The 14,397-nt window shown below is 69.7% G+C and carries 13 protein-coding genes; 8 read left to right on the forward strand and 5 right to left on the reverse strand.

The window, feature by feature from the left end; translation table 11 throughout:
- The first annotated feature begins 278 nt into the window (after nucleotides 1-278).
- The 4 genes from mqnE to msrA are packed head-to-tail and all read left to right on the forward strand — an operon-like array spanning nucleotide 279 to nucleotide 3,566.
- Nucleotides 279-1,415, forward strand: coding sequence for an aminofutalosine synthase MqnE (gene mqnE / locus TRAD_RS04545; RefSeq protein ID WP_013177413.1), 1,137 nt, complete (start codon nucleotides 279-281; stop codon nucleotides 1,413-1,415).
- Nucleotides 1,412-2,260, forward strand: coding sequence for a menaquinone biosynthetic enzyme MqnA/MqnD family protein (locus tag TRAD_RS04550; RefSeq protein WP_013177414.1), 849 nt, complete (start codon nucleotides 1,412-1,414; stop codon nucleotides 2,258-2,260). Before mqnE ends, TRAD_RS04550 begins: the two co-directional genes overlap by 4 nt.
- Nucleotides 2,248-2,955 (forward strand): Nif3-like dinuclear metal center hexameric protein, encoded by a 708-nt coding sequence (locus TRAD_RS04555; RefSeq protein WP_013177415.1) that lies wholly within the window; start codon nucleotides 2,248-2,250, stop codon nucleotides 2,953-2,955. Before TRAD_RS04550 ends, TRAD_RS04555 begins: the two co-directional genes overlap by 13 nt.
- A gap of 59 nt (nucleotides 2,956-3,014) precedes the next feature.
- Entirely contained in the window at nucleotides 3,015-3,566 is a 552-nt protein-coding gene (gene msrA, locus TRAD_RS04560; protein ID WP_013177416.1) for a peptide-methionine (S)-S-oxide reductase MsrA, read from the forward strand.
- 22 nt (nucleotides 3,567-3,588) lie between these two features.
- On the opposite strand, the gene hutH is transcribed toward msrA, so the two are convergent.
- The 5 genes from hutH to hutU are packed head-to-tail and all read right to left on the reverse strand — an operon-like array spanning nucleotide 3,589 to nucleotide 10,305.
- Entirely contained in the window at nucleotides 3,589-5,157 is a 1,569-nt protein-coding gene (hutH, locus tag TRAD_RS04565) for a histidine ammonia-lyase (RefSeq protein WP_013177417.1), read from the reverse strand.
- Between the two features lie 24 nt (nucleotides 5,158-5,181).
- Nucleotides 5,182-6,510 carry a YjiH family protein gene (locus TRAD_RS04570; RefSeq protein WP_013177418.1) on the reverse strand — a complete coding sequence of 443 codons (1,329 nt, stop codon included), beginning with the start codon at nucleotides 6,508-6,510 and terminating at the stop codon, nucleotides 5,182-5,184.
- 24 nt (nucleotides 6,511-6,534) lie between these two features.
- Complete coding sequence (hutI, locus tag TRAD_RS04575) at nucleotides 6,535-7,731, reverse strand: imidazolonepropionase (RefSeq protein ID WP_013177419.1); 1,197 nt, start codon at nucleotides 7,729-7,731, stop codon at nucleotides 6,535-6,537.
- On the reverse strand, nucleotides 7,724-8,644 hold the full coding sequence (locus TRAD_RS04580; RefSeq protein WP_013177420.1) for an arginase family protein: 921 nt from the start codon (nucleotides 8,642-8,644) through the stop codon (nucleotides 7,724-7,726). Before TRAD_RS04580 ends, hutI begins: the two co-directional genes overlap by 8 nt.
- Nucleotides 8,641-10,305 (reverse strand): urocanate hydratase, encoded by a 1,665-nt coding sequence (hutU, locus tag TRAD_RS04585; RefSeq protein ID WP_013177421.1) that lies wholly within the window; start codon nucleotides 10,303-10,305, stop codon nucleotides 8,641-8,643. The genes TRAD_RS04580 and hutU overlap by 4 nt, the downstream gene beginning before the upstream one ends.
- A gap of 82 nt (nucleotides 10,306-10,387) precedes the next feature.
- Between hutU and TRAD_RS04590 the strand changes: the two genes are divergently transcribed.
- From TRAD_RS04590 to preA, 4 genes are all read left to right on the forward strand, one after another.
- Nucleotides 10,388-11,131: an IclR family transcriptional regulator gene (locus tag TRAD_RS04590; protein ID WP_013177422.1), complete on the forward strand. Its 744-nt coding sequence runs from the start codon at nucleotides 10,388-10,390 to the stop codon at nucleotides 11,129-11,131.
- A gap of 283 nt (nucleotides 11,132-11,414) precedes the next feature.
- The gene (locus tag TRAD_RS04595; protein WP_013177423.1) at nucleotides 11,415-12,779 is read left to right on the forward strand and encodes an NAD(P)-dependent oxidoreductase; all 1,365 of its coding nucleotides are present in this window, start codon (nucleotides 11,415-11,417) and stop codon (nucleotides 12,777-12,779) included.
- Nucleotides 12,780-12,802: 23 nt separating this feature from the next.
- Nucleotides 12,803-12,961 carry a hypothetical protein gene (locus TRAD_RS16260; RefSeq protein ID WP_013177424.1) on the forward strand — a complete coding sequence of 53 codons (159 nt, stop codon included), beginning with the start codon at nucleotides 12,803-12,805 and terminating at the stop codon, nucleotides 12,959-12,961.
- A complete protein-coding gene (gene preA / locus TRAD_RS04600; RefSeq protein ID WP_013177425.1) occupies nucleotides 12,962-14,317 on the forward strand; it encodes an NAD-dependent dihydropyrimidine dehydrogenase subunit PreA in 1,356 nt (451 codons plus the stop codon).
- Nucleotides 14,318-14,397 lie beyond the last annotated feature (80 nt).

Raw genomic sequence — 14,397 nt, forward strand, 5'->3', positions numbered from 1 at the left:
CGTGTTGAGGCTGGCGATCTCGGCCACGGGCGTCATGAGCGGCCCCTGGGGTACACGGACGTGTGACGTGCGGTTGGCGGGTGCTGCGCCCCAACCTGAGCGCGCCGGCTGAGGCGGTCCTTGGTGAGGTCGCTAGGGCAGGTACCGGTGAGGTGGGCGCGATCACGGTTGGTTTTGGTCAAGCGGTAGCAAGACGACGCGCAAAAGGTCGGAGGAGACGCCTTGTGAAGGGTTTTGCAAGCTTCGGCCGCGCGTCCCGCGGGGCGCTACAATAGGGCATGACGACCGTTCTCGTAGCTCCCGAGCGTCCGCTACACGTCCGCGACCCCGCGCTCGTCGCGGTCGCCGACAAGGTTCTAAGCGGCCAGCGGCTGTCGTTCGATGAGGGGATGCTGCTCTACCGTACCCCCGACTTGCCGACCGTCGCCCGCCTGGCCGACCTCGTGCGGGAGCGCTTGGTCGGTAACAAAGCCTACTTCGTCCACTCGCTGCGGCTCTCGCAGACCAACATCTGCTACGTCGGTTGCACCTTCTGCGGCTTTCAGCGCCGCTTCGGCGAGGAGGGCGTGTGGGACATGGAGCTCCCCGACGTCTGGGCGTACGTCGAGAAGCACCACCACCCCGACTTGACCGAGATCCACATCGCCTCGGGGCACCACCCGAAACGCCCCTTTTCGTACTACCTCGAGCTGGTGCGCGGCCTCACCGAACGCGGCTACCAGGTCAAAGCCTGGACGGCGGCCGAGATCCACCACTTCACCAAGATCACCCGGCCGCGCCTCAGCTACCGCGAGGTTTTAAGCGAGCTCCAGGCGGCGGGGCTCGTCGCGCTGCCGGGGGGCGGCGCGGAGATCTTCGCCGAACGGGTGCGTCGGCGGATCGCCCGCGCCAAAGTCACCGCCGAGGGGTGGCTCGAGGTCCACCGCACCGCGCACGAGTTGGGCCTGCCGACAAACGCCACCATGCTCTACGGACACATCGAGACCCTTGAGGAGCGGCTCGACCACATGCTGCGGCTGCGCGCCCTGCAGGACGCGACGGGTGGGTTCAAGTCGTTTATCCCGCTCGCCTTTCAACCCGACAACAACGCGCTCGCGCGCGAACTCAACAAGTCGGAGTTTACGACTGGCCTCGACGACCTGCGCAACTTGGCCGTCGCGCGGCTGATGCTCGACAACGTGCCCCACATCAAGGGCTACTGGATCATGATCACCCCCGAGCTCACCCAGGTGACGCTCTCGGCGGGCGTCTCGGACGTCGACGGGACCATTAAAGACGAGCGCATCGCCCACGCTTCGGGGGCGGTGACCGACAAGGGGATGAGCGAGGTGCAGCTCGTGCGGCTGATTCGCGACGCGGGCCGCGTGCCGGTGCGGCGCGACGCGCTCTACAACGAGCTCAAGGTGTTCGCGTGAGGCCTACCCCCGTCGGCGCGCCCGCCCGGTGCGGCGCGCGCCGCACCGAACGCTTGGGCGTCGTCGCCTACACGAACGTCGCGCCGCTACACTGGGGGCTGGCGCCCGGGCCGGGGCTGCGCTTCGTGCGCGGCGTACCCACCGAGCTCAACCGCCAGCTCCTCGCGGGTGAGATCGACCTGACGCTTATCTCGTCGGTCGAGTTCGTGCGCCACCGCGACCGCCTGCGGGCGCTGCCCGACTTTTCCGTCGCCACCTTGGGGCCGGTTTACAGCGTGACGCTCTTTCACTGGCGGCCGTGGGAGGCGCTCTCGGGGGCGCGCGTCGCGCTCTCCACCGATTCGGCGACCAGCGTCGCGCTCCTTAAGGTGCTGCTGCGCGCCGCGGGGCTCCGCGCGACCTTCGTCCCCATGGCGCCCGACCTGGACGTCATGCTGGGGCGCTGCGACGCGGCCCTGCTGATCGGCGACGTCGCGCTCCGCGAGGCCGTCGCCCGCCGCCCCTTGGGCGGCAAAACGCCCCTGATGACCGACCTGGGCGCGGCCTGGTACGCGCTCACCAAGCTGCCCTTTACCTTCGCCGTGTGGGCGTCCCTCGAGAACCGCCCCCCCTCGGAGCGGCTGGTCGCCGAGCTGCGCGCGGCGCGCGAGGCGGGGCTCGGCCAGCTCGGCGCGGTCGCGCGCGCCGAGGCCGAGAAGCTGGGGCTCTCGCCCAGCGTGGTGCAGCGCTACCTCGGCAACTTCCGCTACTACTTAGAGACGCCCGACCGCGACGGGCTCTTGGCCTTCGCCGAACGGGTGGCGCCGGGGATTCGCGCGAGCGAGCTGAAGTTTTGGGCGCTGTAGCGTCCCTCGGGGAGCTGCGGGGGTTTCTCGACGAGTTGCTCCTGGCAGACCGCTTCGCGGGCGATCAGAACGGCCCTTTCGCGCACTACCGCGCGGACGCGCCCGTGGCGCGGCTCGGCGTGGCGCTCGAGCCCAAGGGTGAGCTCGCGGCGTGGGCGCATCGGGAGCGCCTAGACGCCCTCGTGCTGCACCGCCCATGGGGTTTCGCGGGTGACCTCCCCGTGCTGGCCTACCACGGTGCCTTCGACGAGCGCCTGACGACGGGCTTTAACCCGAACCTAGCGGCGGCGCTCGCGCTTTGTGAGCCCGCGGTGCTCGGTTACAAGGAGGGCCGACCCTTGGGGATGATTGGCGACGTGCCGAGCGTGACCTGGGAGGCGTTTCGCGCGCGGGTCGCGGCGCTCTTTGGTGGCCTGGAGGGGGTCTACGGCGCCCCTGCGGGGGACGTCTCCAGGGTCTGCGTCGTCGGGGCGATGCGGCCGCCGCTCGTGTACGAGGCCGCCGAGCGGGGGGCGCAGGTCTACCTCACGGGGCAGTACCGACGCGGGGCGGCGCGCGCGGTTCTCGAGACGGGGCTCGCGGTCCTTGAGCTCGGCCACGCGCGGAGCGAGCGGTGGGGGCTCGGGGTGTTGGCGGCACTCCTGCGGGAGGCATTTCCCGACCTGAGCGTCTCCCTGTACGCGGCCGAGCGTTAGCGGCGGCGCTTGAAGCGGGTGCGACGGGGCGGGGGGCCACGCGGGCGTAGACTCGCCCTATGACCCACGTCCCTCACCGCGACACTGCCACCCTAGCGGGCGGCTGCTTCTGGTGCCTCGAGGCCGTCTATCAGCTCCTGCCCGGCGTCGAGCGCGTCGTCTCCGGCTACATGGGCGGCCACACCGAAAACCCCAGCTACGAAGAGGTCTGCACCGGCCGCACCGGCCACGCCGAGGTCGTGCAGCTGACCTTCGACCCACAGCGGGTCTCCTACGAGGACCTCTTGGGCGTCTTTTTCAGCATCCACGACCCCACGACCCTCAACCGCCAGGGGGCGGACGTCGGCACGCAGTACCGCTCGGCGATCTTCTACCACTCACAGGCGCAGCGCGAGGCGGCCGAAAAGCTCATCGCCGAGCTCGAGCGCGAGGGCGTCTGGAGGGGCATCGTCACCGAAGTCGTACCCGCGGGGACCTTTTACGAAGCCGAGCCCTACCACCAGAACTACTACCGCAACCACCCCTACCAGCCCTACTGCGTGGCGGTGGTGGCGCCCAAGGTGGCGAAGTTTCGCAAGTCCTACCTGAGCAAGCTGCAAAACGCTTCCTAACGCTTCGGCGGTGGGTACCCCTTTAGTGCTGGCTCTGCGTCGCGCTCTCGGGTGGCAGCGTCGGTTCGCCCCCCTCGCGCGCGTCCCCCTCCTCCGTAAAGCTCAGCCCCTTAAGGAGCGCGCCGGAGCGCACGCGCTCGCGGAGCCGCTCGAGCTCGGGTCTAAAGTAGCGGTCCCCCAGGAGCGGCGGCGCGACCTCGCGGATGCGTGCCCTCGCCGCCTGCACCCCCGCGCCCGGCTCGAGGGGCTGGAACTCGAGCGCCTGCGCCGCGCAGAGCAGCTCAATCGTGAGGACCGTAAAGGCGTTCTCGAGGACCGTGCGAAGCTTGCGCGCGGCGTGCGCCCCCATCGACACGTGGTCCTCCTGGTTGGCGCTCGTGGGGATCGAGTCGACCGAAGCGGGGTGCGCGAGCACCTTGTTCTCGCTCACCAGGGCGGCGGCGGTGTACTGGGCGATCATCAGGCCGCTGTTTAGTCCCCCCTCCGGCGTGAGAAAGGCCGGCAGCCCCGAGAGCGCCGGGTTGAGGAGCTGCTCGCAGCGCCGTTCGCTCACCGAGGCGAGTTCGGCGACCGCGACCGCGAGCGCGTCGGCGGTCAAGGCCAAGGGTTGGCCGTGAAAGTTGCCGCCCGAGACGACCTCGCCGGTCTCGGGCAGTAGGAGCGGGTTGTCGGTCACCGAGGCGAACTCGGTCGCGAGCACGCGCTCGGCGTGCGCCAGCACGTCCGCCGAGGCGCCGTGGATCTGCGGCACCGCGCGCAGGCTGTAGGCGTCCTGGACGCGGCCGCAGTGGGCGTGCGAGGGGGCGATCTGGCTGCCCCGCAGGTGCGCGCGCACCTCCGCTGCCACGCTGAGCGCGCCCGGGTGCGGGCGCAGCCGCACGAGGTCGTCGCGGAAGGGCCGGTGACTGCCGCGCATCGCCTCGACCGTCATGGCGGCCGCTAGGTTGGCGGTTTTGAGCAGGAGGCGGGCGTCGAGCACGCTGAGAGCGAGCAGGCTCCCCATAAGCTGGGTGCCGTTAATCAGCGCCAGACCCTCTTTGGCCGCCAACGTGAGCGGCTCATGCCCGAGTGCGCGCAGCACCTCGGCGGCGGGCTGCACGCGGCCCTCGTGTTCGATCTCGCCGAGGCCAATAAGCGCGAGCGCGAGGTGCGCCAAAGGGGCGAGGTCGCCCGAGGCGCCCACCGAACCCCCTTCGGGGATCACCGGGTGCGCGCCCGCGTTGAGCAGCTCGAGCAGGCGCTCGACGACGGTGACGCGCACGCCGGAGTGCCCGAGCGCGAGCGACTGCGCGCGCAGGAGCATGATGCCGCGCACCACCTCGGTGGGCAGGGGCGCGCCCACCCCGACCGCGTGCGAGACGATAAGGTTGTGCTGCAGCTGCGTAAGCTGCGCTTGGTCCACGCGGACGGTGGCGAACTTGCCGAAACCGGTGTTGATGCCGTAGACCGCCTCCTGCCCCGCTATGATGCGCTCGACGAGGCTGCGGGCGCGCGCCAGCCGTGCGCGCGCGGCGTCCGCGAGGGTGACGCGTTCACGGCCGCGCACGACGGCGGCGAAGCTTTCCAAGTCCAAGGTGGTGTCTAGTACCACGGGGTTCCTTTGGGTGTTTAGCGTTTAGGCCAGCCAGCCGAGGGCGACGAGCGCGCGGTAGACGAGGCCCGTGAGGACGATGGTGAGAGCGGTGCGCAAAAGCCAGACGGTGAGCAATCTACCGACACCGATGGGGATTTTGGTGGCTAGGATGCACGGCACGCTCCCCGAGAAGAAGATAACGCTACTTACGCAGGTGACAGCAGCGAGGTAGCGAACGGGTAAAACTGCTTCCTGAAGCAGCGCTGCGGGCAGAAACATCTCGGCAAGCCCAGAAGCGAGCGCGCCACTATGCTCGGTTGCTTCCGGTATGCCTGAGAGAAGTAAAAAGGGCCAGAGAAGAAGCCCTACGACATCGAACACGGGGGTGTACTGCGACAGCACGAGTCCCAAAAACCCAATAGCCAGGATGGACGGTGCGACGACTGATGCCATGGCGAGCCCGTCGCGTAGGTTGCTGAGAAGCATCTGACCTAGCGAGGGCTGTGTCTGTATGGCACGTGTGCCTGCGACAAGGGCTTGTGCGAAACGGTTGCGTCGTTCAGGCGGTTCCTGAAAGACAGGCTTACGGTTGTCGAGCCCAGCGATAGGAGGTAGGTGAGCCGTGATGGCCGTGACGGCGAAGGTAATCAACATGGTAGACCAGAAGTAGACGTTCCAGCTCTCCATAAGCCCTAGCGTGCGCGCTACAACCACCATAAAGGTGGCTGAAACGGTCGAGAAACCCGTAGCGATAATGACCGCCTCGCGCAGCGAGTACTTACCCTCTAGAAAGACGCGGTTGGTGATCAACAGGCCTATCGAGTAGCTTCCGACAAAAGAGGCGACCGCATCGACTGCTGAACCACCAGGAGTCCGGAAGAGAGGCCGCATAACTGGCTCCATCAAAACGCCTACGGTTTCCAAAAGTCCAAAGCCGAGGAGGAAGGTCAGTGCAAGCGCCCCGATGGGGATGAGGATACCCACGACGAGCGCAAGCCGTTCGAAAAGAAAAGGGAGCATGTCGGGTTCTGCTGCCCACCCCGGCGCCAAATCTAGCAAGTAGAGCACAGCCAGCAGAAGCCCGAACCCTTTAAGGACAGTGAAAATCTTGTCGCTTACGCTCGCCTGGAAGCGGCCATCTCGTAGCGGCGCCGCGACACCCCACAGCATAAGCAGGACTAGGGCGGTGACGGCGAGCGGCCGCGCTTGCGTGATGAGCAGGGTCGTGAGATGGTCCGGCACGATGGTGTTGCGCCCGTTGAAGGTGACGGGGACGAAGAAGAGGAAGATTCCGAGAGCGCTGAAGCCAATGAGCTTGGCGAGACTCGTGAGGTCAGGGCGCGTTGGGTCGTGAACGCTGCGGTCAGACACGAAAACCTCCTCGAAACAAAATCCTTAAGGGGTTAGCGCGGTATAGACCTCGCGCACCGGGTTCCTGCCGAGCGTGTAGGGGAGCTCGAGCCACGCTGGGCCCTCTAGCACCAACAGGTCGGCCCGCTGCCCCGGGGCGAGCGCCCCCCGGTCCGCAAGCCCCAGCGCGTGGGCCGCGTTGACGGTGCACGCGGTGAGCGCTTCGGCGGGGGTGAGGCGGTTGAGGCGCACGGCCAGAGCCAGCGCGAGCTGCGCGCTAAAGAGCGGGGAGGAGCCGGGGTTGAGGTCGGTGCCGACGGCGACGCACGCGCCCGCGTCGATGAGCTCTCGGCCGGGGGCGGCGGGGAGCCCTAAGTGCAGCGTCACGCCGGGCAAGAGGGTGGCGACGGTCTCGGAGGCGGCGAGCGCCGCGATCTGCGCTGGCCCGCTCGCCTCGAGGTGGTCGACGCTTAAAGCCCCGAGTTCGCACGCCAGCTCGACGCCGCCCAGGGCGTGAAACTGGTCGGCGTGCAGCTTGACCTTGAGCCCCGCGCGCTGCGCCGCTGTGAGGAGCGCGCGCGACTCCTCGACGCTAAAGGCCTCGCGCTCGCAAAAGACGTCGACCGCCTCGGCGAGCCCCTCGCGGGCGACCTCCGGGATGAGCACCTCGCACACCCCCTGCAGGTACGCCTCGCGCCCCTCGGTGGGGGGGACGTGAACGAGGAGCGTCGGGCGCAGCTCGAACGCGGCCCGGAGAGCTCGGATGGCCCGCAGGCTGCGCAGCTCCGCCTCGGGGGTGAGGCCGTAGCCGCTCTTGACCTCGACCGTCGCCGCGCCGGAGCCCCGCAGCGCTCGCAGCCGCGGCCTGGCGAGCGTGACGAGCGCCTCCACGCGCGCCTCGGCGGTCGCCCGCACGGTGCTGCGGATGCCGCCGCCGCGCGCGAGCAGCGTCTCGTAGCCCACCCCGGCGGCTCTGGCCTCGAAGTCCGCCAACCGGTCGCCGGCCCAGACCGCGTGCGTGTGCGGGTCGACGAGCGCGGGCGTCACCGCGCGGCCCCCGAGGTCGCGCACCCGCGCCGCCGCGGGGGCGTCCCGCTCGGGGCCGACCCAGGCGATGCGCCCGTCGCGGATGAGGAGGGCGGCCCCCTTGAGCACCGTGATCTCGCGCATCGCCGCGCCGCGCTGCGGCCCCGCGCGCGGGGTGGCGAGCTGCGCGATACCGATCAGGAGCAGTTCAGCCATCGCGCTCAAAGGCCGCGCAGAGCGTCTCCATGATAAGCCGCGCCCCCAAGAGGGCGCTGCGCCCGGTCGGGTCGAGGTTGGGGGCGAGCTCGACGAAGTCGAGGCCGACGAGGGGGTTGCGCCGCGCCGTCTCGGCCGCGAGCTGCGCGGCGAGCGCGTAAGGGAGGCCGTCGGGTTCGGGGGAGCTGGTACCGGGCAAGTCGGCGGGGTCGAGGGCGTCGGCGTCGATGCTCAAGTACACGGGTTTGCCGCTCGGCAGCCGCGCCAGCACCCCCGCGAGGTCCCCTAGAAGCGCGCGCATCGGCACCAGGGTGTGCCCGCGCGCGCGCGCAGCCCGCACCGCCTCGGCGTCCGCGCGCAGGCCGCGCAGCCCCAGGGTGGTGATGTGCACGAGGTTGGGGAGCGCCTCGACCGCGCGCCGGAAGGGGCTGCTGTTGGAGTAGCGCGTGCCGTTGCGTTCGTCCGTAAAGTCGAGGTGCGCGTCGAGCTGCACCACGTGCAGCTCCGGCACGTCGTCAAAGGCTTGCAGCAGGGGGAACGAGACGGCGTGGTCGCCCCCCAGAAAGACCGGCAGGCGCACCCGCGCGCGCACGCGCCGCGCCGCTTCGGTCGTGCGCGCGCGCATGAGTTCGGGCTCGAGCGCCGGCAAGTCCACGTCGCCCGCGTCGGCAAACGTCACCCCGGCGAGGTGGTAGCGGTCCCCTTCGAGGTCGTAAAACCCTTCGGGCGGGGGGGCGTAGCGCAAGCTCGCCTCGCGCAGCGCCCGCGGTGCGAAGCGCGCCCCCGGCCGAAAACCGACGGCCAGGTCGAAGGGGACGCCCAGCACGCCCACGTCGGCCCGCCAGTCGCCCTCTGTGGGGACGAGGGGCGCCCGCGCGAAGGTGGCGACGCCGCCGTAGGGGAGGGGACTCACCGGATCCCCAGGGCGGGGAGGTCGAGGCCGCGCTCCCGGGCGACCCGCAGCGCCTTCTCATACCCCGCGTCGGCGTGCCGGATGACGCCCATCGCGGGGTCGTTGACGAGGCAGCGCGAGAGCCGCAGCGCCGCCTCCGGCGAGCCGTCGGCCACCGCGACGAGCCCCGCGTGTTGGCTAAAGCCCATCCCGACCCCGCCGCCGTGGTGAAAGCTCACCCAGGCCGCGCCGCTCGCGGCGCCCACGGCAAAGTTCAACAGGGGCCAGTCGGAGACCGCGTCGGAGCCGTCGCGCATGGCCTCGGTCTCGCGGTAGGGGCTCGCCACCGACCCCGCGTCGAGGTGGTCGCGCCCGATGACGATGGGGGCTTTTAGGCGCCCGTCGGCGACCATCTCGTTAAAGAGCCGCCCGGCGCGGTCGCGTTCGCGCAGGCCGAGCCAGCAGATGCGCGCCGGCAACCCCTGAAAGGCGATCTCCTTGGCCGCGTAGGTCAGCCAAGCTTGCAGGCGCTCGTCGTCGGGGAAGAGCTCTAGAAGCGCCCGGTCGGTCGCGTAGATGTCCTCGGGGTCGCCGGAGAGCGCCACCCAGCGAAAGGGGCCGCGCCCCTCGCAGAACGAGTCGCGGATAAAGGCGGGGACGAAGCCGGGGTATGAAAAGGCGTCCGTGACGCCCGCCTCGAAGGCCCGCTGGCGCAGGTTGTTGCCGTAGTCGAAGGCGACGGCGCCGCGCCGCTGCAGCTCGAGGATCGCCCGCACGTGCGCCGCCATCGCCTCGTAGGCGCGCTCGCGGTACCTCTCCGGCTGCTCGGCGCGGAGCCTGTCGGGGTCCTCGTCGGGGCGCATCACGGGGATGTAGCCCCACATGGGGTCGTGGGCGCTCGTCTGGTCGGTCACCAGCTCGGGGGTAAAGCCGCGCGCCACGAGCTGCGGAAGCACCTCGGCGGCGTTGCCGAGCAGACCGATCGAGCGCGCGGTGCCCTCCTGTTTGTAGCGTTCGGCGCGCTTAAGGGCGTCGCCTAAGCTGCTCGCGACCTCGTCGAGGTAGCGCGTTGCCAGGCGCTTGTCGATGCGCGTCGGGTCGACCTCGACCGTCACGCTCACCCCGCCCGCGAGCTTGACCGCCAGGGGCTGCGCCCCGCCCATCCCGCCGAGCCCGGCGGTGACGGTGATGGTCCCTTTAAGCGTGCCGCCGAAGTGCTTGGCCGCCGCCCCCGCGAAGGTCTCGTAGGTCCCCTGGAGGATGCCCTGGGTACCGATGTAGATCCAGCTGCCGGCGGTCATCTGGCCGTACATCATCAGCCCGGCGCGCTCGAGCGCGTCGAAGGTCTCCCACGTGGCCCAGTGCGGTACCAGGTTCGAGTTGGCCAGGATCACGCGCGGGGCGAAGGGGTGCGTCTGGAGGACCGCGACGGGTTTGCCCGACTGCACGAGCAGCGTCTCGTCGTCCTCCAAGCGGTCGAGGGTCTCAATGAGCGCAAAGAGGCTCGGCCAGTCGCGCGCCGCTTTGCCGCGCCCGCCGTAGACGATAAGCGCCTCCGGGTGCTCGGCGACCTCGGGGTCTAAGTTGTTCAGGAGCATCCGCTTGGCGGCCTCCTGGATCCAACCCTTGGCGGTCTTTTGCGGCCCCCGGGGGGCGCGGAGGGTGGGAGGGGGGTGTGCCATAAGCTATTGTCGGCCGCCCGCCGAGGGCGCTCAAGGGGCAAATCCAGCGATGCGGGACACACGAGGGGCCTAAACTGGCCCCATGCGTTCGCTCGCCAAAGCCAGCGCCGTTTTGGCCGCCTTTCGCGCCGACCGGCCCGAGTGGGGGCCGCGCGCGCTCGCCCTGCACCTCGGGTTGCCGCGCGCGACGGTGCACGCGCACCTCGCCGCGCTCACCGAGGTGGGGCTCTTGCGCCGCGTCGCGCGGGGGCGCTACCGGCTCTCGTGGCGCCTCGCCGAGCTCGCCGCGCAGCTCACCGACGCGCTCCCCTTTCTCCCCCGCGCGCGCCTCGCGCTCGCCGAGCTCGCGGCGCGTGAGCGCGCCCTCGCCTACGTGTGCGTGCTCGAGGACCGCCGCGTGGTGTGCGTGGCCCGCACCCTCGGCGACCCCGCCGCGGGGGACGCGCTGCAGACCGACGTCGTGCTGCCCACTCACGCGACCGCCGCGGGCAAGCTCCTCTACGCCTTTGCCGGGCTCACGCCGCCGGCCTTGACCCCCTACACCGCGAGCACCATCACGACGCCCGACGAGTGGGCGAGCGAGCTCGCGCGCGTCCTCGAGCTCGGGTACGCGCGCGCGGTCGAGGAGTGGCTGCCGGGGCAGTGCGCGCTCGCCGCACCGCTCCTCTGGGAGGGCGGGGTGGCCGCCGCGCTCGGGCTGCAGCTGCCTCTAAAGCGCTTTCTCGCTCGCGAAAAGCGCCTCGTCACGGCCCTCCGGGCGGCCGCCGAGAGCGTGTCGCTACCACCCTCGGTGGGGGAGGCGGGCGCGGCCGCGGGGGCGCTGTGATGAAGCCCGTGCGCCTTGGTCTTGTCAAACGGTAGCTCTCCGATGTACGGAGCTCGCAAAAGTAGGGAGCTTACTGCCTCCGGCTGCACCCTTTTTGCAGAGCGTTCGTCTTTCGTTTGACACCTTGCACCCGAGCTGGTATATCCTGCAGCTAGGGGCGCTTTACAGGCTCTTGGGGCGCGCTTATGATGGTGCCTTCAACCCCCACAGGGAGCGTTCTCGCGACCCTTGCAAGGAGCCCAGATGCGTGGACGTCGTTTCGGCTGGTCGGCGGAGGTGGGCGATGGTGCAGCCTAGTTTGGAGGCGTTAGAGGCGCGCTTTCGCGAGCTTAAACCCCCCATGACGGCGCGGGAGGCCAAAGTGGAGGCGAACCGGTGCCTCTACTGCTTCGACGCCCCCTGCATCCGGGCGTGCCCGACGCACATCGACGTGCCGACGTTTATCCGCAAGATCGCGACCGACAACGTCACGGGCGCCGCCGTGACTATCTTGGAGGCCAACCTCATGGCGGCGACCTGTGCGCGCGTCTGCCCCGTCGAGGAGCTGTGCGAGGGGGCGTGCGTGTTGGGGGCCGACCACAAACCCATCGAGATCGGACGGCTGCAGCGCTACGCCATGGACCACCTCTACAGCCGCCGGAAGCTCCCCTTTACCCCCGCGCCCCCGACGGGCAAGCGCGTGGCGGTCGTCGGGGCGGGGCCGGCGGGCCTCTCCTGCGCAGGCGAGCTCGCGAGGCGCGGTTACGAGGTCACGGTCTTCGAGAAAAACCCCCTACCGGGCGGGCTCTCGACGTACGGCATCGTGGTCTTGCGCGAACCCATCCGGGTCGCGTTGGAGGAGGTCGCCATGATTGAGGCGCTCGGGGTGGAGATCCGCACGGGCGTCGAGGTCGGGCGCGACGTGCAAGCCCCCGAGCTGCTGCGGGACTTTGACGCGGTGTTTCTGGGGGTCGGGATGGGGGCGGTGCCGCACCTAGGCATCCCCGGTGAGGACCTCGAGGGCGTCACCGAGGCGCTCTCCTTTATCGCCGAGACCAAGCTCGCCGAGCGCGAGGGGCTGGAGCGGTTGCGGGCGCTCCCCGTGGGGCGGCACGTGGCGGTGATCGGCGCGGGCAACACCGCGGTCGACGCGGCGACGGTCGCTAGGCGCCTGGGCGCCGAGCGCGTGACGATGGTGTACCGGCGCGGCGAGACCGAGATGACCGCGTACGACTTCGAGGTCGCCTTCGTCCGCAACGAGGGGGTGGAGCTGCGCTTTTTTAGCCAGCCCGTGCGCATCCTGGGCGAAGGGGGGCGGGTGACGGGCCTCGAGTGCCTCCGCGTGGAGCTCGGCCCGCCGGGGCCCGACGGGCGGGCGCTGCCGCGGCCCGTCCCGGGGAGCGAATGGGTGCTCCCCTGCGACCAGGTGATTAAAGCCATCGGGCAGGAGAAGCGCGTCGACCTCTTCGCGCACTTCGGGCTCGAGCAGGAGCGCGGTTACGTCAACGTCGACGCGGCGCTGCGCACAAGCCACCCGAAGGTCTTCGCGGGCGGCGACTGCATCCGCGCGACCGGCGAGGCGATGACGGTGACCGCGACCGAGGACGGCAAGCGGGCGGCTAGAGCCATTCACGCGCTTCTCGGGGCCGCCGCCCTGGCCGCCGACTAGGCAACAGGAGGCGGACCGCGACCGTGGACACCCTAGACCGCAAGAAGCCGGAGCGCGCGGTGGACGTCGTGCGGCGCCGGCTTGTAGCGCTGCAAGAGAGAACCGACGCGCCAAGCACGCGCGCTTTGTCCCCAGTCCCCTACAGCCTCGAGCAGCGCCTCGACGGCTCCCCGGAGGGTTAGATGGCCGACCTCAGCACCGACTTCTGCGGGGTGAAAAGCCCCAACCCCTTCTGGCTCGCCTCCGCGCCGCCGACCAACACGGCCTATCAGGTCTGCAAGGCCTTCGACTACGGCTGGGGTGGGGCGGTCTGGAAAACCATCGGCACCCCCGTCCTCAACGTCTCGTCGCGCTACGGCGGTTGGGAGTACGGCGGCAACAAGCTCGCGGCGATCAACAACATCGAGCTGATTTCGGACCGTCCCCTAGAGGTCAACCTGCGCGAGATCGCCGAGGTCAAGCGGCTTTTTCCCGACCGCGCGGTGATCGTCTCGGCGATGTTCGAGTCCGACCCGCAGGTGTGGGCGGACGCGGTGCGGCGCATCGAGGACACCGGCGCCGACGCCATCGAACTTAACTACGGCTGCCCGCACGGTATGAGCGAGCGCGGGATGGGTTCGGCGGTCGGTCAGGTGCCCGAGTACTGCAGCATGATCACCGAGTGGGTGACGAGCGTCGCGAGCGTGCCGGTGATCGTCAAGCTGACCCCGAACATCACCGACATCAAGGCGCCCGCGCGGGCCGCCATCGAGGGCCGCGCAGCCGCGCTCAGCCTGATCAACACCATCAACTCGGTGATCGGCGTGGACTTAGACGCGTTTACGCTCAAACCGAACGTCGGCGGCAAGGGGGGCCACGGCGGCTACGCGGGGCCGGCGGTCAAACCCATCGCGCTCTCCATGCTCAGCGAGGTCATGCAGCTCCCCGAGACGCGTGACTTCCGCATTCCCATCTCCGGCATGGGCGGTATCCAGACCTGGCGCGACGCCGCCGAGTTTCTCCTCCTGGGGGCGACCAGCTTGCAGGTGTGCACCGCCGTGATGCACTACGGTTTTCGCATCATCGAAGAGCTCACCGACGGGCTCTCGAACTGGCTCGACGACAAGGGGGCGGCGAGCGTGCGCGACGTGATCGGCGCCGCCGCCCCCCGCTACTCGCCCTTTAACCAGCTCGACTTGTCCTACAAGGTCGTCGCGCGCATCGACCCCGCCAAGTGCATCCACTGCAACCTCTGCTTTGTCGCCTGCGACGAGGGCGCGCACCAGTGCATCGACCTGACCGTCGACGGCGTCAAGATCGACCCAGCGACCTACGCGGGGCCGGCGAAGACGCAACCCGTGGTGCGCGAGGACGACTGCGTGGGGTGCAACCTCTGCTCGCTGGTGTGCCCGGTGGATGGTTGCATCACCATGCTCGAGGTCGACTCGGGGCGCGAGAGCGTCACCTGGGCCGAGATCACCGAGCGGTACCCGGAGGTGACGCTGCAGTGGGAGGCGATGGGGCGCTACCGGGCGGAGAAGGGCATCGAGATTCACTGACGCGGGTGGCGCGGCCGCGCCACCCGTATAGGGTTTTGACCGACTGGTTTGACCTGTTCGTTTGACCGGGTCGCGTTGCA

It is taken from the genome of Truepera radiovictrix DSM 17093, assembly GCF_000092425.1.
In the GTDB taxonomy this organism is placed as follows: Bacteria; Deinococcota; Deinococci; order Deinococcales; family Trueperaceae; genus Truepera; species Truepera radiovictrix.

What these genes read in the sequence shown, in the direction of transcription:
- mqnE (WP_013177413.1), top strand. Translation starts at nt 279, where the DNA reads ATGACGACCGTTCTCGTAGCTCCCGAGCGTCCGCTACACGTCCGCGAC.
- hutU (WP_013177421.1), bottom strand. Translation starts at nt 10,305, where the DNA reads ATGGCACACCCCCCTCCCACCCTCCGCGCCCCCCGGGGGCCGCAAAAG.
- hutI (WP_013177419.1), bottom strand. Translation starts at nt 7,731, where the DNA reads ATGGCTGAACTGCTCCTGATCGGTATCGCGCAGCTCGCCACCCCGCGC.
- TRAD_RS04590 (WP_013177422.1), top strand. Translation starts at nt 10,388, where the DNA reads ATGCGTTCGCTCGCCAAAGCCAGCGCCGTTTTGGCCGCCTTTCGCGCC.
- TRAD_RS04595 (WP_013177423.1), top strand. Translation starts at nt 11,415, where the DNA reads ATGGTGCAGCCTAGTTTGGAGGCGTTAGAGGCGCGCTTTCGCGAGCTT.
- preA (WP_013177425.1), top strand. Translation starts at nt 12,962, where the DNA reads ATGGCCGACCTCAGCACCGACTTCTGCGGGGTGAAAAGCCCCAACCCC.
- msrA (WP_013177416.1), top strand. Translation starts at nt 3,015, where the DNA reads ATGACCCACGTCCCTCACCGCGACACTGCCACCCTAGCGGGCGGCTGC.